The organism is Robertmurraya mangrovi (assembly GCF_034427655.1).
Lineage (GTDB): Bacteria > Bacillota > Bacilli > Bacillales > Cytobacillaceae > Robertmurraya_A > Robertmurraya_A mangrovi.
In genome coordinates, this window is sequence record NZ_JAXOFX010000005.1 from 73,672 (window position 1) to 93,753 (window position 20,082).

The following is a 20,082-nucleotide window of genomic DNA, read 5'->3' on the forward strand; positions in this document are numbered from 1 at the left end:
ATCCCCTTAAAAATATTTTAATTTTACAGATCATCTTTAAATCATCTCTGCAAAAGATTTAGTATGTCTTACACGCGTTACACGCATTAAAGCTCATCTAATCTTAATGCAAGTTCCGTGCCAACTATACCAACCATTGTTATAGTACTATTCTTATTAAAGAAAGCAAAAATAGTTTGCACTATGTAACCGGTTTATGCAGAATTAATGCAAAAAAATATTGCACCCATGTGCACACACCTATACAATAATATCAACCACACACAAAGGAGTACAACCAGCATGTCAAAAAGATTGATGGAAGAAGTTCAACAGAAGAATCGAATCTATCAAAAGATATTAGATGAAATAGACGTTGGCGTTCACGTCGTTAATTCCGATGGTAAGACTATTATTTATAATAAAAAAATGCGTGAAATTGAAGGAATGAACATTGAGGATGTTCTTGATAAAAACTTATTAGATGTATTTTCTTTTAACAAGAACGAAGACAGTACCCTCCTAGAAGCTCTACACAAAGGAACTGTCATTAAAAATGCCAAACAAACTTATTTCAATAATAAAAGACAAGAAATCACAACCATTAATCATACCTCTCCTATAATAGAAAACCATACTCGGATTGGCGCAATGGAAATTGCCCGTGATGTTACTAAGCTTGAGAAAATTATTCGTGAAAATATCCTTAACAAAGGAGATACTAGATACACCTTTGATAGCATTATCGGGAACAGTTCACAAATTAAAGAGGTTATTACATTAAGTAAAAGAGCGACTCGTACCCATTCCTCTGTTCTTATTGTTGGAGAGACTGGAACTGGTAAAGAATTATTTGCTCAAAGTATACACAACGGGAGCAATCGATCGTCAAAACCGTTCATTTCTCAGAACTGTGCAGCCTTACCTGATAGTTTGATAGAGGGACTTCTTTTTGGAACAAAAAAAGGGGCATTTACAGGCTCGGTAGAACGCCCTGGGTTATTTGAACAAGCAGAAGGGGGAACCTTGCTCTTAGATGAAATTAACTCTTTAAACCCAGCATTACAAGCTAAGCTTTTACGGGTGATTCAAGAAAAAACGGTTAGAAGAGTAGGAGATACGAAGGACAGACAAGTGGATGTCCGTATTATCGCAACCATCAACGAAGATCCCATTGAAGCGATATCTAATGATCGACTTCGAAAAGATTTATATTATAGACTTAGCGTGGTATCTCTATTTATCCCCCCACTTAGGGAAAGGAAAAATGATATTAGTGACTTATTACAATTTTTCATAGATAAATATAACCAATTGTTCAGTATGAATGTAAAAGAAATAGACGAAGAGGTTCTTGAAAGATTTTTACAGTACGACTGGCCAGGAAATGTCCGTGAATTAGAACATATAGTTGAAGGGACCATGAATTTGATGGATCAAGAAGAAACCATCACCTATTCACATTTGCCGATTCAATTTAGAAGGAAGCCACAATTCCAAACAGGCGTAAACCAAACAACTGAACTAGATGATCTTCTTTTACAAAAAGGAAAGCAAATTAAACCGCTTGATCAATATATGGAAGAAGTAGAAACCTATTATTTGAATAAAGCCCTTCAACAACATGAATACAACATAACAAAAACGGCAAAAGCCCTAGGAATCAGCAGGCAAAATCTTCAATACCGAATTAAGAAACACAATCTAGAAATAGTTAGATAATATAGATGAGGCTAGTCCCAGAAAAATTTTGGCTAGCCCTTTTTGTCTCCAGTTTACATATTTTATTATCTTTGAATGAAGCTAATTTACTAGCTGTTATAACCAAACAACAAATAATTAAAAACGCAAATAGTTTTTGCACTAAAATAAATTACGAAAAAAGACCGAGCTAGGCTCGATCTTTTTCCAATTTATCATTTGATTATTAACGTTGAGATTGCTCAATCCACTCTTGTAATTTATCTTTAAGAGTATTGAAGCCTTGTGGTGTTTCAGTATCTTGTTTGATTGCTGCCGCTGCTTGGCGTTTACGAGGTTGCTTTTTTGCCTTCGGTGCTGCAGCAGGAACCTCTGGAGCTTCTTCAGTTGCACGAATGGATAGACCAATTTTTCCAGCCGCTTCATCAACTGAAAGAACTTTAACGTTTACTTCATCGCCCACTTTTAAATGCTCGTTGATGTCTTTAACGAATCCGTGAGTAACTTCTGAGATATGAACTAATCCTTGAGTATTTTCATCTAGTGCAACGAATGCACCGTATGGTTGAATTCCTGTAACTTTACCTTTAATAACACTGCCTACTTCGATTTTCTCTGACATATAAACACTCCTAAGTTTTTATTTAAATTCCTATACACATGAAGCCAAAACGAAATCACGTTTTGGTTCAACAGCTCTCGGTAAATGTATTCAAAAAAGTGGCTTTAATCCACTATATCTACACCCGTTCAATGTTTAAAACCAACCGAGAAAGTTTCACTTTATACGCAATTAAAGATTATATCATAAAGACAGCTATTTATCAAAAAGGACCCTTTACCCACTTTTGTAATAAGCATACTTTACTATTCAGACAATAATATTTTGTCCATCACTAAATTTAACAATCCTTATAATTAATCATACCTTTTATATGCGCTTTTTATGGAAATAATAATTTTGTCCTTAATTTTATCATGTAAACGCTTCATACATAAAACTACCCTATTCTTTTCTAAGGAAACATAGTAAGATTGAAAAATATATTTTTTAACGAAGGAGTATTGGGGCATGAAAAAGCATGAACAGTGGACATCGAAACTTGGTTTTATTCTAGCTGCAGCTGGTTCTGCGATTGGGCTAGGTGCCATTTGGAAATTCCCTTATATGGCCGGAACGAACGGTGGAGGGTTATTCTTTATTATCTTTCTTTTACTGACTATTTTCATAGGTGCTCCCATTTTAATCGCTGAATTTATCATTGGACGTTCTACACAAAAGGACGCAGTTTCAGCCTATCGGACAATTGCACCAGGTTCCGCATGGCCACTTTTAGGGTATTTAGGAGTCATTGTCTCGTTTATCATCCTTTCTTTTTATAGTGTTGTTGGTGGATGGATTCTCTCTTACTTATGGAGAAGTTTGACTGGGGCCTTATCTGGTTTATCACAAGAACAGTACGGGGAATTATTTGGCAACACCATTGGTAATCCTATTGAATCCGTTTTGGCTCAGTTTTTATTTATGATATTAACGATTATAGTTGTACAAGGTGGGATTCAACAGGGGATTGAAAAAGCTAGTAAATATATGATGCCAGCTTTATTTATCCTTTTTATCGTATTAGTTTTACGCTCTTTAACTTTAGAAGGGGCTTCACAAGGGGTAGAGTTTTTCCTTAAACCAAATCTTAATGAAATTAGTGCTGAAACGATTCTTCTGGCACTTGGACAATCTTTCTTTGCCCTTAGTGTTGGTATTTCAGTCATGGTCACCTATTCATCCTATTTATCTAAAGAAGAAAGTATTGTAAAATCTGCTTTTTCTGTAGTTGGATTAAACATTTTTATCTCCCTTCTGGCAGGATTAGTCATATTTCCAGCCGTATTTGCTTTAGGATTTGAACCAGGAGAAGGACCTGGATTAGTGTTTGTTGTCCTACCAGCTGTTTTTAACGAAATCGCATTTGGGGGCGTATTTCTAACAATCTTCTTAATTTTATTATTATTTGCAACACTAACTTCAGCGTTTTCTATTTTAGAAATCATTGTAGCTGTTATGGCTAAAGATGAGACGAATAGACGAAAGAAAACTGCTTGGGTAGCAGGCCTATTGATTTTTGTATTTGGTATCCCTAGTGCTTTATCGTTTGGCATTATGTCCGATTTTCTTATTTTCAATAAAACATTCTTTGACGCTGCAGACTATCTAACCAGTAATATTAGTCTTCCGTTAGGAGCTTTATTAATCTCCTTGTTTGTTGGCTATAGAATGCCTAGAACATTGGTGAAAAAGGAATTAGAACTAGGTACTTCAGGATTAGGTGTGTTATTTGATATTTGGTATGTAAGTATCCGTTTTATTGTACCGGTAGCCATTATACTCGTCTTCTTGAATTCAATAGGGTTAATGTAGATATGTAACGAAATGTTCAAGAAGGGGAGTCAAGAAACAACTTTTGTGATGTTAAAATAATAGTAAATTAACAGCTAATTGTTTACGAAAGGATGACGGTCCATGAGTACTATCGGAAACAATATAAAATTTTATCGTGAACGACGAGGGATGTCTCTACAAGAGTTAGCACTCAAAACGAGGGTTGGTACAGGGACAATTGAAAAGTATGAATCTGGCGAACAAATTCCTGAAACTCAAACGATATTAAAAATTTCGACCGTTCTTGATGTTCCTGCATCTGACATCCTTGAGCAGGAGGTTCAAACGAATCAAGTAGGAATTGATTTAGAATTAGAACAGCTCATTCAAGAAATAGGGACAAAAAAAGCGAAGTTAATATTACGCAAAGCAAAAGAGATTAGTGAAGAAGACTTTTTAAGAGTGATGCAATTACTTTATGAAATTAAATATCAATGAATGTATAAAATTTGGGGATAGTGGTAATCATATTTGTATAAAGCTTTCTAGTATTCCCCCCCTTTTTTGAAGTGACAGCCTTCTGGTTGTCCTTCTTTTTTTTGATTTCAAAAAATAAGAGGCAAGCCTATTAGCCTGCCTCATGCCTATACATTCTCTAAAAACTTTTTTAATCGATTTATGGATTCTTGGAGTTGCTCCATAGACGAAGCATAAGAACAACGAATATGTCCTTCCCCACTTTCACCGAACACATTTCCAGGGACAACGGCTAATCTTTCTTTTAATAGTAATTTTTCTGCAAATTGCTCAGATGATAAACCGGTTCTTCTTATAGAAGGAAAGGCATAAAACGCTCCGCCCGGTTGATGGCAGTCCAATCCTAGATCATTTAGTGATTGTACAAAGTAGTTTCTTCTACGTCTGTAGCTTTTTCTCATTTCATTTACATCTTCTCTACCATTTCTTAATGCTTCAAGAGCTGCAAATTGAGCCATCGTAGGTGCACACATCATGGTATACTGATGAATTTTTAACATTGCTTGAGATATTTCTTCCGGGGCACATACAAAACCTAAACGCCAGCCGGTCATAGCAAACCCTTTTGAAAATCCTGAAATCAAAATGGTTCTTTCCCTCATCCCTTTTAACTCAGCAAAACTTACATACTCTTCGTCATAAACTAACTCAGCATATATTTCGTCCGATAATACAAGCAAATCATGCTTCTCTGCTATTGAGGCTATTCCAATAAGCTCTTCTCTATTAAGCATGGCACCCGTTGGATTATTTGGAGAGCATAGCATAATGGCCTTCGTTTTTTTCGTTATAACCTGTTCCAGCTCAGAAGGTAAAATTTTAAAGTCATTTTCCTTTTTTGTTTGTACAGTTACAGCCGTTCCGCCAGCTAAATTCACAATTGGAACATAAGAAACGAAACTAGGTTCAATCACAATAACCTCATCCCCAGGATTAACAATCGCCCTTAAAGCTATATCAATCGCCTGGCTAGCACCAACTGTTACAATAATCTCCGTGTTGGGTGAATAAGACACATTGAAGCTTCTGTTCATATAAGACGATATTTCTTGTCTTAATTCTAGTAATCCTGCATTCGCCGTATAGGAGGTGTAGCCTTCCTCTAGTGATAAAATGGCGGCTTCTCGAACAGACCATGAGGTAACAAAATCAGGCTCCCCTACCCCTAATGAAATAACTCCTTCCATACTAGCGGCTAAATCAAAGAATCGTCTAATTCCAGAAGGTTTTAAATCTTCAACTGTTTTAGATAAGTAACTTTTTGTCGTTTTCATTAAGGAGACACCAACATTCGTTTATCATCATCTGTTTGTTCAAAAATGGTCCCGTCATGTTTATATTTTTTCAATATAAAATGGGTGGTTGTTGATATAACGGAGTCAAGGGTAGATAATTTCTCAGAGACAAATCTTGCTACTTCATTCATTGACTTTCCTTCAACAATAACCGATAAATCAAAAGCCCCTGACATTAAATATACAGACTTCACTTCTTTAAATCGGTATATTCTTTGGGCCACTTCGTCAAAACCTACTCCTCTTTTCGGAGTAACTTTAACGTCAATCATGGCTGTAACGCCTTCATGTCCTTCAACCTTCGACCAATCAATAACAGAAGTATGACGGACAATGATTTTTGAATTCTCTAGTTTTTTTATCATTTCTTCTGTTTCTTGTATACTTAAATTAATCATTTTGCCTAAATGATCCATAGGGATTCGAGAATCTGTTTCCAAAATCTCAAGTAGCTCAATCTCTTGATTAGACAACTTCATTTGTTACCCCTCCATTTAAAATAGTTCAATTATAGCAAAAAATAACGCAGTTACAATATACATTTTTTATACTTATTGGCTACTAGTCCAAATGACTTTGCTTTGTACATAACCCGTTGATTTCCGCTCCGGGCACTTGCTTTCCGCAGGGAGGAATGGGAGCCTCCTCGGCGTTCCGCCTGTGGGGTCTCCCATTTCCTCTATTCCTGCAGGAGTCAAGTACCCTCCGCTCCAATCAACTCAGGCTTTTAAAGTAAATTAACCTCTAAGTAAAAACTTTAAAACAACCTAATTTAAATCGGAGAATGTGTTATAAATAAAAAGGAAAGAATAAGCAAAATCAATTGATAAGGAGTATAGGTGAGATGAAGCAAACCTTGATTACGGGTACGAAATTGATAAATGGAAATGACTTATACTATGAGTATTATAAGCATTCTTCTCAAAAGGAAACACTTTTATTAATACATGGGTTTCTTTCTTCTACCTTTAGTTTTCGACGCCTAATTCCGTTTTTAAAAGAGGAATACAATGTCATTTCTGTTGACTTCCCTCCTTTTGGAAAAAGTGGGAAATCGACTAAATTCATCTATTCCTATGATAATATCGCAAAGTCCATTGTTCAGTTAATTCAAGTCTTAAATATTAATAAAATAACGGTTATTGGGCATTCAATGGGTGGGCAAATCTCCTTGAAAATTAGTCATTTGAGGCCTGATATAGTTGAAAATGCGGTGTTACTTTGTAGCTCAGGTTATTTAAAGCGCTCTAAGCTTCCATTAGTCTTTTCGAGTTACATCCCTTACTTCCATTTATATGTAAAGTTTTGGTTATCCCGTTCGGGTGTTAAGCAAAATTTAAAAAATGTGGTTCATGATCACTCTTTAATTGATGACGAGATGCTCTATGGGTACACCCTTCCCTTTTTAGAGAACGATATTTTTAAAGGATTAACAAGAATGATTCGCCACCGTGAGGAAGAGCTATCAGAAAATGAGCTTGGTGAAATCAAAACCCCTTGCTTATTAATTTGGGGAGAACATGACAGGGTTGTTCCCTTATCTGTTGGGAAACGACTAAATCAAGATTTAAAAAATTCTGACCTAATTGTTTTAAAGGATACCGGCCATCTTGTACCTGAAGAGAGACCAAACGATGTATTTAACCATATCCATACGTTTTTAAAAAGAAAAGTTCCTTCATATCAATAGGACTACTATAAAAGGGTCGTTTTTACAACGATTGATGTTATAGGTGTAATAGCTAGTGCCACATAAATATAAAAGGTTCAAATCACCTAGGATTTGAACCTTTTTGCTTTAAAAAATCATAATGAACATGATTCTTCATTTTTTATTACCAATAATTTACCGGCAATTTCTCTACATTCATCTAGAGGGATGATTTCTTCAAAAGAAAACTCATAGATACTTTGAATTTTTCGTGCAAGTTTGTCTTGATCATTCATGATATGAACAGCCTGGATTGTATCTGCTATTTCTGTATCATAACTCCCTATCCCATATCCTAGTGGGTCCCAATTCGAAAGAAGCTCTAATAGACTTAGATTCATTTTAAGCATTTCCATAAAATCACCTAATTCTTCTCTATTTGTTTTCATATCTTAACATTATTAGATTGCTTTCGGAAAGGCTTTTGCAAGGTTTATAATTTTTTTCTCAAATTCCTTTGAAAAAAATGAACGATTTCCTAACTATCAACGTCATATGTATGAAAAAGGCCAATGAGGTAATTTCAGAATAAGAAATAGATATATAGGGAGATGAAGAAATATGGTAAAAAATAATTTAAAACTTTCATTACTATTTGCATTCTTAGGTGCAATTGCAACACTTACACTTATATGGGTACAGGGAGCAGCCCTGGCTGAGTTATTAGAAGGACAAGAGAATGCTCCTTCTGTACTTGTCTTAAATATCATCTCAATTGTCCAACAGGTAGTATTAACTTTTATCACGAGTTTTATTGGGTTGTCGTTAATACGTAAGGTGAATTTAGAAGTTCCGTTTTTTCGTTCATTAGTAGATCGTGACTATTCGTTTAAATGGGCAAAGAATTGGATTGTATATGCTGCCATTGGTGGTTCACTAGGTTCTTTAATTATGATTATTTTAGATAAGTTTGTTTTTATACCTCTACTACCAACTCTTGAGGAAACGATAGCACCAACGTCTTGGGGAAAATCATTTTTAATGAGTGTGATTTACGGGGGAATATGGGAAGAAATCCTAATGAGATTGTTCCTTATGACTCTTATTATTTGGATTGTAACTAAATTATTTAGAAAACAAACAAATAACATTCCAAGCTGGATTTACTGGACAGGAATTATTGGAGCAACTCTTTTATTCGGTGCTGGCCACTTACCAGCAACAGCACAAGTTTTTGGCGAACTTACTACCGCCCTCGTTGCTAGAGCTTTAATATTAAATGGAATCGTAGGAATTTTCTTTGGATATTTGTTCTGGAAGAAAGGGCTTATCTATGCCATGATTGCTCATATGTTCTTCCATATTGCTAACTTCACTGTCTGGATGCATATTTTTAATTAATTTATGTATATAATGAGTAAGCATTATAATTGTAAGGGGGTACGATTTCATCTGATCGTGCCCCCTATTCTTTTTTCAGCTTAGATTCCTTCCAGGTCTATTTTTATAGATTTATAGAAATGTTACATATATAAGTTTAAGATATTCTTAATCTGGGAATACTATTGATACAATGATAATAGAGTTGGAGGAAATAAAAATGAATAGTAACAAGATTCAATTAGAAAACTTTTTCCAAGGAAACCGTTTTGAATTAAGCTCTTACATTAAAAATTTATTGAATCAGTATAAAATAAAAAATATAAAAAATAACAAATAGGACTCGTTAATTCTGTCGAATTGACTGGGTCTTTTTTTTTTTGACTGAACATAACTTAAACCATATTATCGAATTTTAAAAGTATAGTCTCATTTGTACTACTAGCGGAACTAGTATATGAAACAGAAAAAAGAGGTGCTTACTAATGAAATCAATTAATTTTCAACAAGTGGTGGATCGAGCAAAGACGGCTTCTGTTAAGTGGGATCTGACAAAAGTGGTTTTCGGAACTGAGGATGTACTTCCTATGTGGGTGGCTGATATGGATTTTAAACCTCCGTTTGAAGTTCATGAAGCATTACAAGAACGTATTTCTCATGGTATCTATGGATATACGTATGTTCCTTCATCAGTAGCAGCAATCATACAAAAATGGTTAGAGAATAGACATAAGTGGACCATCGACCCTTCCTGGTTGCTTTATAGTACTGGTGTTGTTCCTTCCATTAGCGTGGCTATTAAGGCTTTTACCAAGCCAGGTGATAAAATATTAATTCAGTCCCCTGTTTATACACCTTTTTACGATATGATTAAAAAGAATGATCGGACTATTTTACATTCACCATTAACGTTAAGCCAAAGCAAAAAACAATATGAAATCGATTTGAAGGACTTTGAAGAAAAACTAATAAAAGGTGCTAAACTATTTCTATTATGTAATCCACATAATCCTGGTGGAAGGGTTTGGTCAGAGAATGAACTAAGATCAATAGCTGATTTATGTCTTAAATATAACTGTCTCATTTTATCTGATGAGATTCATTCTGATCTAGTTTTCCCACCTAATGTTCATATACCTATTGCTTCCTTAGATGAAAAATATAAAAATCAAATCATTACCTTTATAGCACCTAGCAAGACGTTTAATTTGGCTGGACTTCAATCCTCAGCTGTCATTATTTCTGATGAAGACAAACGAGAGAAATTTAAGAATGAACAAGAAAGACAAGGTTTTTTTACGCTGAATACATTTGGAATAATCGCCATGGAAGCTTCTTATCGACACGGAGAGAAGTGGTTAAATGAGTTACTTGCTTATCTTAAAGAAAATATAGAAATTACAAAAGAATTTCTGAGAGTAAATCTACCTGACATTAACCTAATAGAGCCTGAAGGAACATATTTACTCTGGTTAGACTGTCGCCAACTTAAACTAACTGATGAAGAAATTAAACACGCACTTCTATACAAAGGTAAATTAGCATTAGAGCCAGGGAATAAATATGGACCGGGTGGAGAAGGTTTTGTTCGAATGAATATAGCTTGCGCTAGAGAAACTTTAATGGATGGTTTAAACCGTTTGAAAAAAGCTTTGAATTAAATAAAAAAAGACGGGCAATCGTTTGCTCGTCTTTACAGTACATATTCAGCTAAAACGCTTTGAAGTTCATAAATATTTAAGCTCTTATTAAATTGCTTTTGGATAGGCGTATCTAATCCTGAAATATAAATTTTTAGTTCAGCATCTAAATCAAGACTTCCAGCTGTTTCAATACTGAAATGAGTAATGTTTTTGTATGGAATCGAATGTATTTCGACTTTTTTTCCAGTTAAGCCTTGCTTATCAATTAAGATTAGACGCTTATTGCTAAAAATGAACATATCACGAATTAATTTATATGCTTTCTCTATTCGCTCGTTTGGAGCCAGGATGTGAGAAAATTCCTTTTGTACATCGTCAATGTTCACCTCAGAGGCATTTCCCATTAAACCATCAAAAATTCCCAAAACAGGTCCCCCTTTTATTAACCTTAATTTTAGAAACACGTTAAAATACCTACTATAAGCCTATGACACATCTCAGCATTTTAAGAGTTGTTTTGATCTTTCTTTTCCCCTAAAATCTCTTCTTCTAACTGTTTTGCCTTTTCGGCTTCCCTTTTAGAAACACGAATAATCCATCTCATGGTTAAAACAGCAATGAAAAAGAAAATAACAAAAGAGATTGCTGCCGGAATATATTCTGTTTTATCCTCTGGAAAATATAAAAATAATGATAATACGTACCATTCAAACATTGTCTTCTTCCTTTCGTCAAGGCACTTTACTATATCGACATCCGTAGATTCATTACCTATAAAGTTTAGCTTTATATATGCTCATCTGGCTACCATATATATTGTCTATCGCCATAAAACATTATATCAACATTAAGGCCTTTGTCCAAATAAGAAAATTATCCTTTCTATACACTCCCAAATAAAAGAGGTGTAGATAAGTTATAATACCTCTCTACACCTCATACCTGAATTATTTTATAACATTAATTTTTTTAATAATTACATCTTCTACTGGTTTGTCACCTTCACCGACTTCAGTATTTGCAATCTTATCTACAATTTCCATCCCTTCAATCACTTGCCCAAAAACAGTGTGCTTATTATCCAACCAAGGAGTTCCTCCATTGTTTTCGTAAGCTTCAATTGCTTCTTTTCGAAAACCAGCCTGTTCCATTTGATCGACTAAAGATTCTTCGATATCCGTTTTTTGAACAATAAAGAATTGACTTCCGTTTGTATTTGGTCCAGAGTTAGCCATGGACAGAGCACCACGGAAATTATATAGCTTGTCAGAAAACTCATCTTCAAAAGGCTGTCCAAAAATACTTTCTCCACCCATACCTGTTCCTTGTGGGTCCCCACCTTGGATCATAAAATCATTAATAACACGATGGAAAATAACACCCTCATAATATCCATTTTCACTATGACCGATAAAGTTCTCTACTGCTTGAGGTGCATATTCAGGGAAAAGCTTGATTTTAATGTTACCCATTGTTGTTTCCATTTCGACTAATCTTTCGTTGTCGGCCACTTCAGTAGATAATTGTGGAAGTGCTACTGCTTCCTCTTTCTTCTCTTTAGATTCCTTTTTCTCTGTTTCAGCCCCGTTAGTCTTATCTTCAGTCGTGCTTGTCCCACAACCTACTAACATTAGGATAGCAGCCAGCATAGTGGCAAATAATTTTTTTGTCATTTTAGTCCCTCCAGCTTTGTTTTTAATTGTTATTAAGTCATAATTATCATAATCATACCATTTATGTTTGGGAAGGAGAAATATATATGAATGAATTAAAAGTTGGAGAAAAAGTTACTGCTATTTATAAAACGGGAAAATATATCGGAGAGGTTACGGATATTAGACCACAACATTATTTAGTGAAAGTGTTAGCTGTTGCAAAACACCCCATGCAAGGTGACCTACATAACCCTAAAGATGCAGATGTTGCTTTTTTTCATGAGAGAAGAGCTTTGGCTTACCGTGAGCAAACAAATGTACCAAAGCAAATGGTTAAGCCGTTTACTGAAGATATACCTGAATACATTGATTCTTTAAAGGCTGCAGTTGATAAATTAAAGTCTGAATTAGAAACAGATTCTTCTGCTTGGGCCTCTAAAAGTCTTGAGTGCATGAAGATACTTGAAAAGGATTACTTTAAACAACTATAAAAAATAATAAGCCAAATCACTTTTGGTAGATTTGGCTTATTACGCAAACTTATTTAGGAGTTTAGAAAAATCTACTCTGTCTCCTATTGTAGTAGGTTCTGGTTTTTTTAAATATTTTTTATCTTCTTCAACTAAACGGAAAATGCTGTATGTGGTAAGAGCATCATCTAATGCACGGTGGTGTTTGCCCGTTCCTTCCTTCCCATATTCACGAACCGCTTTCCATAATCCAGTTTGATTCTGGTCTCCGAAGAATTTTTTGTATTCCATGGATAAATCAATCTCTCTCCCACTGATAGGAAAAGGCAGTCCATTTTGTTCACAATTGTTTCTTAATACTCTCATGTCCATATTTCCCCATGTAACAATGGTATTCCGGTATTGCGAACCCATTAATTCTAGCTTTCTAACAAGATCTTGAAAGGTTATACCAGAATCCACTTGCTCCTGAGAGATATTTAAAAATGATTTACATCTGTTTGATAGAGTAGGAAAATGCACTGGGGTAACGTAAGAAGAGAAGCTTTCAATAACTCGGTCATTCACTACCGCAACGATACCTGCTTCAATGATTTCAGGGAAAAACCCTCTAAATTTTTCACTCTTTTCTGGCATTGTAAATTCGAAGTCAATAAATAAAAATTGTTGTTCCCTTTCCATAGAATCACCAGCTTTCTTTTTAAAGGTTAGATTTATTACATTGCCCGTTGATTTCCGCTCCAGGCACTTGCTTTCCGCGGGGAGGGATGGGAGCCTCCTCGGCGTCCCGCCTGTGGGGTCTCCCATTCCCTCTGCTCCCGCAGGAGTCAAGTGCCTTCCGCTCCAATCAACTCAGGTTTCTAATATAGAAAAACACATTCTAGAAATAGTGAAAAATACTAATTTAGCAAAAAAGTAATTTTGATATTTGGTTACACTTCGCACACATATTTTCTTCTATTATAACATGATAAACTTAAGTTTTTTCATTTTTCTGTAATTAAAATACATTTAATCTTGATTGTTGGGATTTTGTAGGACTAGCATATTAGCTCTTCATATCTTGTTCAGAAAATTTCATAATCTTTGGACAAAAGAGTTTTTATACGCTAATATTTAGATAGACGAAATAAATAAAAAGCTCTTTCTCCTCCGAAAGAGAGAGTTTTTACAGAGAAGGTGTTCATCATTCAAACTAAAAAGAAAAACCTCATTATTATGTGGGTTGCAAATTTTTTAGTTGCAGCCAGTGCCACTATGATTCTTCCGTTTTTATCCTTGTATATTGAATCATTTGGCGAGTTTAGCAATGACTATGTCCAAAGGTGGGCTGGGTTTGTTTTCGGAATCACTTTTCTAGTGGCCTTTTTTGTGTCTCCATTTTGGGGGCGTTTTGGTGATAAGTATGGATATAAACCAATATTATTGCTAACGGGATTCGGTATTGCCACAAGCATTTTTTTCATGGGATTTACTAGCTCTGTAAAAGAATTATTTCTTTTACGAATGTTAATGGGGATTGTAACTGGCTTTATTCCAACTTCAATGGCGTTAATATCTGCTCAAACCCCAAAAGAAGTTGCAGGTAAAACTCTAGGTACTTTGCAGATGGGTACGGTTTCTGGGGGCTTATTAGGTCCTTTAATTGGTGGAATGATGGCTGACTTATTTGGCTTTCAGTACACTTTTTTTATTACTTCTTTCGCTATAATGTTAGCTACTATTGTGGTTGCTGTAGGAATTAAGGAAAATAAAAAGACTGAGGCTTCTAAAAAAGAGAAATCATACACAAGAGCTGAAGTTCTTAAGCACATCTTTAAAAACCCTACTTTACTAACCATCATGTTTGTTTCTCTCTTCATTCAAACAGCAAATTTCAGTATCCAGCCACTTTTAGCTCTCTATGTAACAGAATTAAATTCCTCTACTAATATAGCTTTCCTAGCTGGCCTCGCCTTTTCAGCAACGGGATTTGGTAACTTATTATCAACGAGGTCATGGGGAAAGTTAGGGGACTCTTTAGGGCATGAACGAGTTTTATTAATATTACTCATCTTGTGTTCAATCATGTTTATTCCTCAAGCACTAGCAGGTTCCTTATGGCAATTGGTGCTATTCCGTTTCCTGTATGGAATAGCCGTTGGAGGAATTATCCCAAGCGTAACCGCATATATCCGTCAGGTTGCTCCCTTGTCCATGCAAGGTGAAGTTCTTGGCTATAACCTTAGCTTCCGGTTCTTAGGGAATGTAATCGGTCCTATTATGGGTGGTCTAATCTCAGGTTTCATGGGAATTTCTTTTGTATTCTATTTAACTAGCTGTCTTTTTCTATTTGCTTTCTTTATCTTATTCTGGAGTGTTAAGAAAACCAGTCCTGAGTCGATATTTAAAAGTAAAGAGCAAAATTATATAGAATCATAGAAAAGGATGGCCTTCATCTTGCGAACGTTCACTGGATATATGTTTATTTTTATTTTTTTACCAATATTCATCATATTAATATCACTTTCTTTATCGGAAGCATCAAATGTTCAAAGCTTTCATGAGATATTAGATGAACGGATAGAACTAGAAGATTCTAAACTATCCCAAACCAGCTATATTAAAGACCGAAATGACCAAATCATTTCAGAAATTCATAAGCCAATGAACCGGACCTATTTGCCTTCGGATAAAATTCCTCCTTTCCTAAAAGAGTTATTTGTTTTGGCAGAGGATCAACATTTTTATGATCATTTGGGCTTTGATTTAACAGCAATGGGTAGAGCATTAGCCATAAACATTCAATCCAGCGATATTGAACAAGGTGCAAGTACCATTACACAGCAACTAGCAAGGAATTTGTATTTAAACCACGAACGTTCATACAATAGAAAATTAAGTGAATTACTTTATGCATATGAAATAGAAAGAACGTACTCAAAGGAAGAAATCCTAGATTTATATATTAATACGATATACTTTCAAAATGGAGCTTATGGCATTGAAGCAGCAGCAAATCTATATTTTCAAAAAAGTGCCTCTAAGTTATCGAAGGCTCAGTTAGCATTTTTAGCTGCTATACCGAACAATCCATCCTATTATGACCCAGTTAAAAATTTTGATCGAACTAAAAAGAGACAAGAAAGATTACTGAAGTTATTAAGTGATAAAGGTTTTTTAAACCAAGAAGAACGAGAGAAACTAGTTAAAGAGCCTGTTACTGTTTCTTTAAAAACTCGTATTGATAAGTATGCTGACTATACTACTTACGTTGAGGTCGAATTAAAGGAACTTATTCGAGAAAGTGAAGGATTTAGTAAACGACTTTCTAATTCTAATGATAAAAATAAAGAACACATTGAAAAAGAGCTTCAAACTAGATTCGACGAAGTACTGGGTTCAGGAATTATTATCCACACCTCTCTAGATCCACTTCTTCAAGAACGAGCAAAACAAGCAGTTAAAAGACATCTCCCTTATACAGATGTGGAAGGATCCGCAACGGTTATCAACCATTCGAAAAACGAGATACTAGCTATGGTTGGGGGGAAAAATTATAAAAAATATGATTTTCATCGAGCTTTTCAAGGCTATCGACAACCAGGTTCGTCTATAAAACCTTTGTTAGTTTATGCTCCATATATCGAGCGAACACAAGCTCTTTTATCAGAGAGAATTAGTGCAGATTCCTTTTGTATTAATGGCTACTGTCCTAAAAATTATGGTGGTGGCACATATGGCATGGTCTCTCTAGAATCAGCCTTTATTCATTCCTTCAACACCCCAGCGGTTCGATTATTAAATACAATCGGTGTGGAAGAAGGATTTAAGGATCTAAAACACTTTGACTTTAATAAGGTTTCTAAAACGGATAAAGTTCTTCCTGCAGCAGTTGGTGGTTTTACGTATGGCATGACTTCATTAGAAATGGCCAGTGCTTATACTACTTTTTCAAATGATGGTTCATTCAGGCAACCTAGAGCAATACAAAAAGTAACGGACCTAAATGGGAAAACATTATTTGAATGGAAAGATAAATCTGTTCAAGTTTGGAGCAAATCTACAACCGATAAAATGAGAACCTTACTAAATCGAGTAGTCACTTCGGGAACAGGTCGAAAATCTTACTATCCTACTTCATACATTGGTGGGAAAACCGGAACGACCAACGATTATCATGATTATTGGTTCATCGGACTTAACGAGGAACTCACAACAGGAGTATGGGTGGGAAAAGATCGACCATCAAACATAAAGGCAATTGAAACAACTGGACCTCAATTACTAATCTGGCGTGAAATTATGTCTGGGTATTAATTAGAAAAGCGAAAGCGCCTTGGTCAGCCCCGACAACTCTTTTCAGCACACAAAACCCGCCAAATGGCGGGTTTTGTTATAGCCTTTTTATATAGGCAAGCTAGCCATAATACTGTTATACACCCTAATACTTAAATAAAACACACCTAATAATAATGAGGACCAGACAAGCACTTGAAAAAAGATGAGACCCGACACTCCAATGATGGATAAAGTCGGACTGACTTTATATACAAAATACACAAAATAAATGACAGTTGTTAAAGCTAGAATCAAGGCAATTCCAATAAAGCTATACATACTCAAAAGAGATATTGCCCCACCAAAAAAGTAAATGGTTGATCCTGAACGGATTAGCTTTAAACTGTCCCCTTCTGAATCTCTCGAAAAGAATAATAAAGAAAGTTCATTAATCGTATCTGCAATCAGTTTTAATGCTGCAAATACCATAAAAAAAGCGATTAGAAGTAAAAACAGAAGTGCCAGTTTAATGCCACCATCTGTGAAAAATTCCTTCATACCCTCGTAAATGCCAGTTTTTCTTAGGAAGTCCAACAAAACCATTTCCACGTTGATTGCAAGTGTTAGACTAAACAAAATAATCGATAGAAGTGGAAAGTAACTAGTTAAATATGTATTTTTCATTATATTCTCCGTCTTTTAAACTCTACAACTTAAGCTCTCTTTAGAACTCTGTTATTTAACATTCCAGTATAAAAATGCTTAACCCCATTCATTATGTAAGAATTAAAGGTTTAATACAAGTTAATTCCATGGAACATATCCCACTTTTTTCTATTTATGATACAGTTTATTCCATAGGATTTAAAAATCAATTATAAAATTTTTCTTAAATTTACCATTACCTTCATAAGGAGTAGATAAAATATTGCTTGAGGAGAGGGAAAAAGGCTGTATGAAATATTCGATATTATTAGTGGAAGATGACCGCGAGATTGCAATAAATATAAGGAATTTTCTAGTGAATAAAAATTTTGAAGTTACTTGGGCTACAACTGGAAAAGAAGGCTGGAATGATTTTACTCAAGGAACTTATCATTTGGCTATTATTGACTTAATGCTTCCTGAAATGGATGGCTTTACTCTATGTCAAAATATTCGTTGGAAAAGCGACATACCCCTACTCATATTAAGTGCTCGTCACGAGGAGGATGATAAGGTAAAAGGCTTAAAACTCGGTGCTGATGATTATTTAACAAAACCTTTTAGTTTCAGAGAGCTAGAAGCTAGATTACAGTCCCATTTAAGAAGATTTGACCGCTATAGAGGGGAACAAAACCAGGAGGACTTGTATCATTACCAAGGTGGATTGTCTATTTACCCGGATAAAAAAATGGCTTATATACAAAATTTAGAATTACCTTTAACGGTAAAAGAATTCTCACTTTTATTATTACTGGCAGAAAATAGTCATAAAACCTTTTCAAAAAAGGAGCTTTATGAACATATTTGGGATCAGGAGGAAGTAGACGGAAATAACACTATTACCGTTCATATTAAAAGTTTACGTTCAAAACTTAATGATTCTACTAAAAACCCCCATTTTATTCAAACAATCTGGGGTGCCGGATATCGTTTTATTGGAGTTCCTATCCATGAAAATTAGATCTTGGTTACTAAGTTCCTATTTAGTGGCAATGATCCTACCTATTGTATTGTTGTACCTTCTGATTCATCTAGTACAATCATACGATCAGGAAAAGGAAATGTTAGATTACCTAGACGTGCAGGCAAAACTGGACCATTATCAAGATTTTCTAGCAAATTCCAGACTCTATAAAGAGATTGATAATAAAAGGGAGTATAGTAGATTAGATGATTACTCCCAAAAGAAAGTGATATTCACCTTATACGACAAGGAAGGATTTATTTTATATTCGACGGGTTCAGAGACTAATACTCTCTTTAAAGAAAAACAGGAATATCTCTATCAAAACCTTTATGAAATCAATCCTACCTATACAACCTTTGAATATAAAAGTCCTGTATTTGAAAACGGGAAACTAATCGGTTTTTATAAAATCTCTTTCTTAAGATTGGAATGGGTTGATGGGGTCGATAAGAGAAAGAATCTGTCCATTTTTCTATATATAACCTCTTTCTTACTCATTTACTTCCTAATCATTTTTCTACTTCAAAGAAAACTATTTCAGCCTTTAATAGCATTGATGTATCAAATGACACAGTTTGCAAAGGACGGGAAAGTAAACATCCTTCCTAAGAAAAAGGATGAAATTGGAGAGCTGATTACTCATTTTGAAATGATGCAATCTGAACTAGAAGATAAATCAAGGTCCCTTCTTCTCTCACAGGAACAAAAGCAATATATGATTGCTTCTATTTCACATGACCTAAAAACACCTCTAACTGCTATTCGAACAAGTGTTGAAGGTTTAATAGAAGAAAAACAATTAAATGCTCAACAAAGAGACCGTCTTAACATGATTGTTGAAAAATCAGACTACATTCGTCACCTAATAGATGATTTAACCATGTATTCCATACTTCAATCCAATCAATATGAGATAGAAACAGTTCTAGTGGATGGTCAAGAATTTTTTGAAATGCTCTTATCCGATTATGATCAACTGGCTTACTCTTTTCAAGTCTGTTTGTTAACCCATGTCGATGTACATGGAACTTATTCAATTAACCAAAAGCAATTGCTTCGTTTATGTGACAATTTAGTCATGAATGCCTTGCACCATACAGAGGTGGGAAAAAAAATATGGCTTAGTGCGTTTTCAACGAATAATCAAATACCTGACTTTGTATTCTCGGAGGCCAAGCAATACCTTCAAAAGCAAGGTGTAATCCATTCTGGTACATGGCTCATATTCCAAAACGAAGGTCAAACGATTTCAAGTAAGGATCAGGAAAAACTATTCGAGCCGTTATTCCAAGGAGATCCTTCTAGAAACAAAGAGACTAAACTAGGAAACCGAGGAAGTGGTCTAGGGCTCTCAATTGCTCAGATGATTATTGAAAAGCTAGGAGGATTCATACTCGTTCGATCCACACAAGGTTGTGGAACCACCTTTATCTGTTTTCTTCCGGAAATGAGTGAGGACTAA

At 35.0% G+C, this 20,082-nt stretch carries 20 protein-coding genes; 11 read left to right on the plus strand and 9 right to left on the minus strand.

Annotated elements, in window-relative coordinates:
* The first annotated feature begins 282 nt into the window (after nt 1-282).
* A complete protein-coding gene (locus tag SM124_RS09875) occupies nt 283-1,701 on the plus strand; it encodes a sigma-54 interaction domain-containing protein (protein ID WP_322446359.1) in 1,419 nt (472 codons plus the stop codon).
* Between the two features lie 205 nt (nt 1,702-1,906).
* Here the strand turns inward: SM124_RS09875 and yugI are convergent, their stop codons facing one another.
* Nucleotides 1,907-2,302: a S1 domain-containing post-transcriptional regulator GSP13 gene (gene yugI, locus SM124_RS09880; RefSeq protein ID WP_322446360.1), complete on the minus strand. Its 396-nt coding sequence runs from the start codon at nt 2,300-2,302 to the stop codon at nt 1,907-1,909.
* A gap of 450 nt (nt 2,303-2,752) precedes the next feature.
* On the opposite strand from yugI, the gene SM124_RS09885 reads away from it, so the two are divergent.
* A complete protein-coding gene (locus tag SM124_RS09885; protein ID WP_322446361.1) occupies nt 2,753-4,096 on the plus strand; it encodes a sodium-dependent transporter in 1,344 nt (447 codons plus the stop codon).
* Nucleotides 4,097-4,198: 102 nt separating this feature from the next.
* On the plus strand, nt 4,199-4,555 hold the full coding sequence (locus SM124_RS09890) for a helix-turn-helix domain-containing protein (protein WP_322446362.1): 357 nt from the start codon (nt 4,199-4,201) through the stop codon (nt 4,553-4,555).
* Between the two features lie 146 nt (nt 4,556-4,701).
* On the opposite strand, the gene SM124_RS09895 is transcribed toward SM124_RS09890, so the two are convergent.
* Both SM124_RS09895 and SM124_RS09900 read right to left on the minus strand, forming a co-directional pair.
* Nucleotides 4,702-5,868 carry an aminotransferase gene (locus SM124_RS09895; RefSeq protein ID WP_322446363.1) on the minus strand — a complete coding sequence of 389 codons (1,167 nt, stop codon included), beginning with the start codon at nt 5,866-5,868 and terminating at the stop codon, nt 4,702-4,704.
* A complete protein-coding gene (locus SM124_RS09900; protein WP_322446364.1) occupies nt 5,868-6,368 on the minus strand; it encodes an Lrp/AsnC family transcriptional regulator in 501 nt (166 codons plus the stop codon). Before SM124_RS09900 ends, SM124_RS09895 begins: the two co-directional genes overlap by 1 nt.
* Before the next feature lie 365 nt (nt 6,369-6,733).
* Here SM124_RS09900 and SM124_RS09905 point away from each other — a divergent pair, with 365 nt between their 5' ends.
* Complete coding sequence (locus SM124_RS09905) at nt 6,734-7,579, plus strand: alpha/beta fold hydrolase (RefSeq protein ID WP_322446365.1); 846 nt, start codon at nt 6,734-6,736, stop codon at nt 7,577-7,579.
* Nucleotides 7,580-7,695: 116 nt separating this feature from the next.
* Here SM124_RS09905 and SM124_RS09910 read toward each other — a convergent pair whose 3' ends face one another.
* Complete coding sequence (locus SM124_RS09910; RefSeq protein ID WP_322446366.1) at nt 7,696-7,989, minus strand: DUF1871 family protein; 294 nt, start codon at nt 7,987-7,989, stop codon at nt 7,696-7,698.
* 172 nt (nt 7,990-8,161) lie between these two features.
* Between SM124_RS09910 and SM124_RS09915 the strand changes: the two genes are divergently transcribed.
* Both SM124_RS09915 and SM124_RS09920 read left to right on the plus strand, forming a co-directional pair.
* Nucleotides 8,162-8,941 carry a CPBP family glutamic-type intramembrane protease gene (locus SM124_RS09915; protein WP_322446367.1) on the plus strand — a complete coding sequence of 260 codons (780 nt, stop codon included), beginning with the start codon at nt 8,162-8,164 and terminating at the stop codon, nt 8,939-8,941.
* A gap of 464 nt (nt 8,942-9,405) precedes the next feature.
* Nucleotides 9,406-10,581, plus strand: coding sequence for a MalY/PatB family protein (locus SM124_RS09920; RefSeq protein WP_322446368.1), 1,176 nt, complete (start codon nt 9,406-9,408; stop codon nt 10,579-10,581).
* Between the two features lie 32 nt (nt 10,582-10,613).
* On the opposite strand, the gene SM124_RS09925 is transcribed toward SM124_RS09920, so the two are convergent.
* The 3 genes from SM124_RS09925 to SM124_RS09935 form a co-directional block, all read right to left on the minus strand.
* The gene (locus SM124_RS09925; protein WP_322446369.1) at nt 10,614-10,988 is read right to left on the minus strand and encodes a PH domain-containing protein; all 375 of its coding nucleotides are present in this window, start codon (nt 10,986-10,988) and stop codon (nt 10,614-10,616) included.
* Nucleotides 10,989-11,068: 80 nt separating this feature from the next.
* Entirely contained in the window at nt 11,069-11,278 is a 210-nt protein-coding gene (locus tag SM124_RS09930) for a hypothetical protein (RefSeq protein WP_322446370.1), read from the minus strand.
* Nucleotides 11,279-11,510: 232 nt separating this feature from the next.
* Nucleotides 11,511-12,236, minus strand: a complete 726-nt coding sequence (locus tag SM124_RS09935) for a peptidylprolyl isomerase (RefSeq protein ID WP_322446371.1) — start codon at nt 12,234-12,236, stop codon at nt 11,511-11,513.
* A gap of 86 nt (nt 12,237-12,322) precedes the next feature.
* Between SM124_RS09935 and kapB the strand changes: the two genes are divergently transcribed.
* Nucleotides 12,323-12,709, plus strand: coding sequence for a kinase-associated lipoprotein KapB (gene kapB / locus SM124_RS09940; RefSeq protein ID WP_322446372.1), 387 nt, complete (start codon nt 12,323-12,325; stop codon nt 12,707-12,709).
* A gap of 39 nt (nt 12,710-12,748) precedes the next feature.
* Here the strand turns inward: kapB and kapD are convergent, their stop codons facing one another.
* On the minus strand, nt 12,749-13,369 hold the full coding sequence (kapD, locus tag SM124_RS09945) for a 3'-5' exonuclease KapD (RefSeq protein WP_322446373.1): 621 nt from the start codon (nt 13,367-13,369) through the stop codon (nt 12,749-12,751).
* Between the two features lie 537 nt (nt 13,370-13,906).
* Between kapD and SM124_RS09950 the strand changes: the two genes are divergently transcribed.
* Together SM124_RS09950 and SM124_RS09955 are read left to right on the plus strand one after the other, a co-directional pair.
* Nucleotides 13,907-15,109 carry an MFS transporter gene (locus SM124_RS09950; RefSeq protein ID WP_407691397.1) on the plus strand — a complete coding sequence of 401 codons (1,203 nt, stop codon included), beginning with the start codon at nt 13,907-13,909 and terminating at the stop codon, nt 15,107-15,109.
* Nucleotides 15,110-15,127: 18 nt separating this feature from the next.
* A complete protein-coding gene (locus SM124_RS09955) occupies nt 15,128-16,987 on the plus strand; it encodes a transglycosylase domain-containing protein (protein WP_322446374.1) in 1,860 nt (619 codons plus the stop codon).
* A gap of 87 nt (nt 16,988-17,074) precedes the next feature.
* Here the strand turns inward: SM124_RS09955 and SM124_RS09960 are convergent, their stop codons facing one another.
* On the minus strand, nt 17,075-17,632 hold the full coding sequence (locus SM124_RS09960; RefSeq protein WP_322446375.1) for a DUF5366 family protein: 558 nt from the start codon (nt 17,630-17,632) through the stop codon (nt 17,075-17,077).
* Nucleotides 17,633-17,903: 271 nt separating this feature from the next.
* Here SM124_RS09960 and SM124_RS09965 point away from each other — a divergent pair, with 271 nt between their 5' ends.
* Complete coding sequence (locus SM124_RS09965) at nt 17,904-18,614, plus strand: response regulator transcription factor (protein ID WP_322446376.1); 711 nt, start codon at nt 17,904-17,906, stop codon at nt 18,612-18,614.
* Nucleotides 18,604-20,082, plus strand: coding sequence for a sensor histidine kinase (locus SM124_RS09970; RefSeq protein ID WP_322446377.1), 1,479 nt, complete (start codon nt 18,604-18,606; stop codon nt 20,080-20,082). The genes SM124_RS09965 and SM124_RS09970 overlap by 11 nt, the downstream gene beginning before the upstream one ends.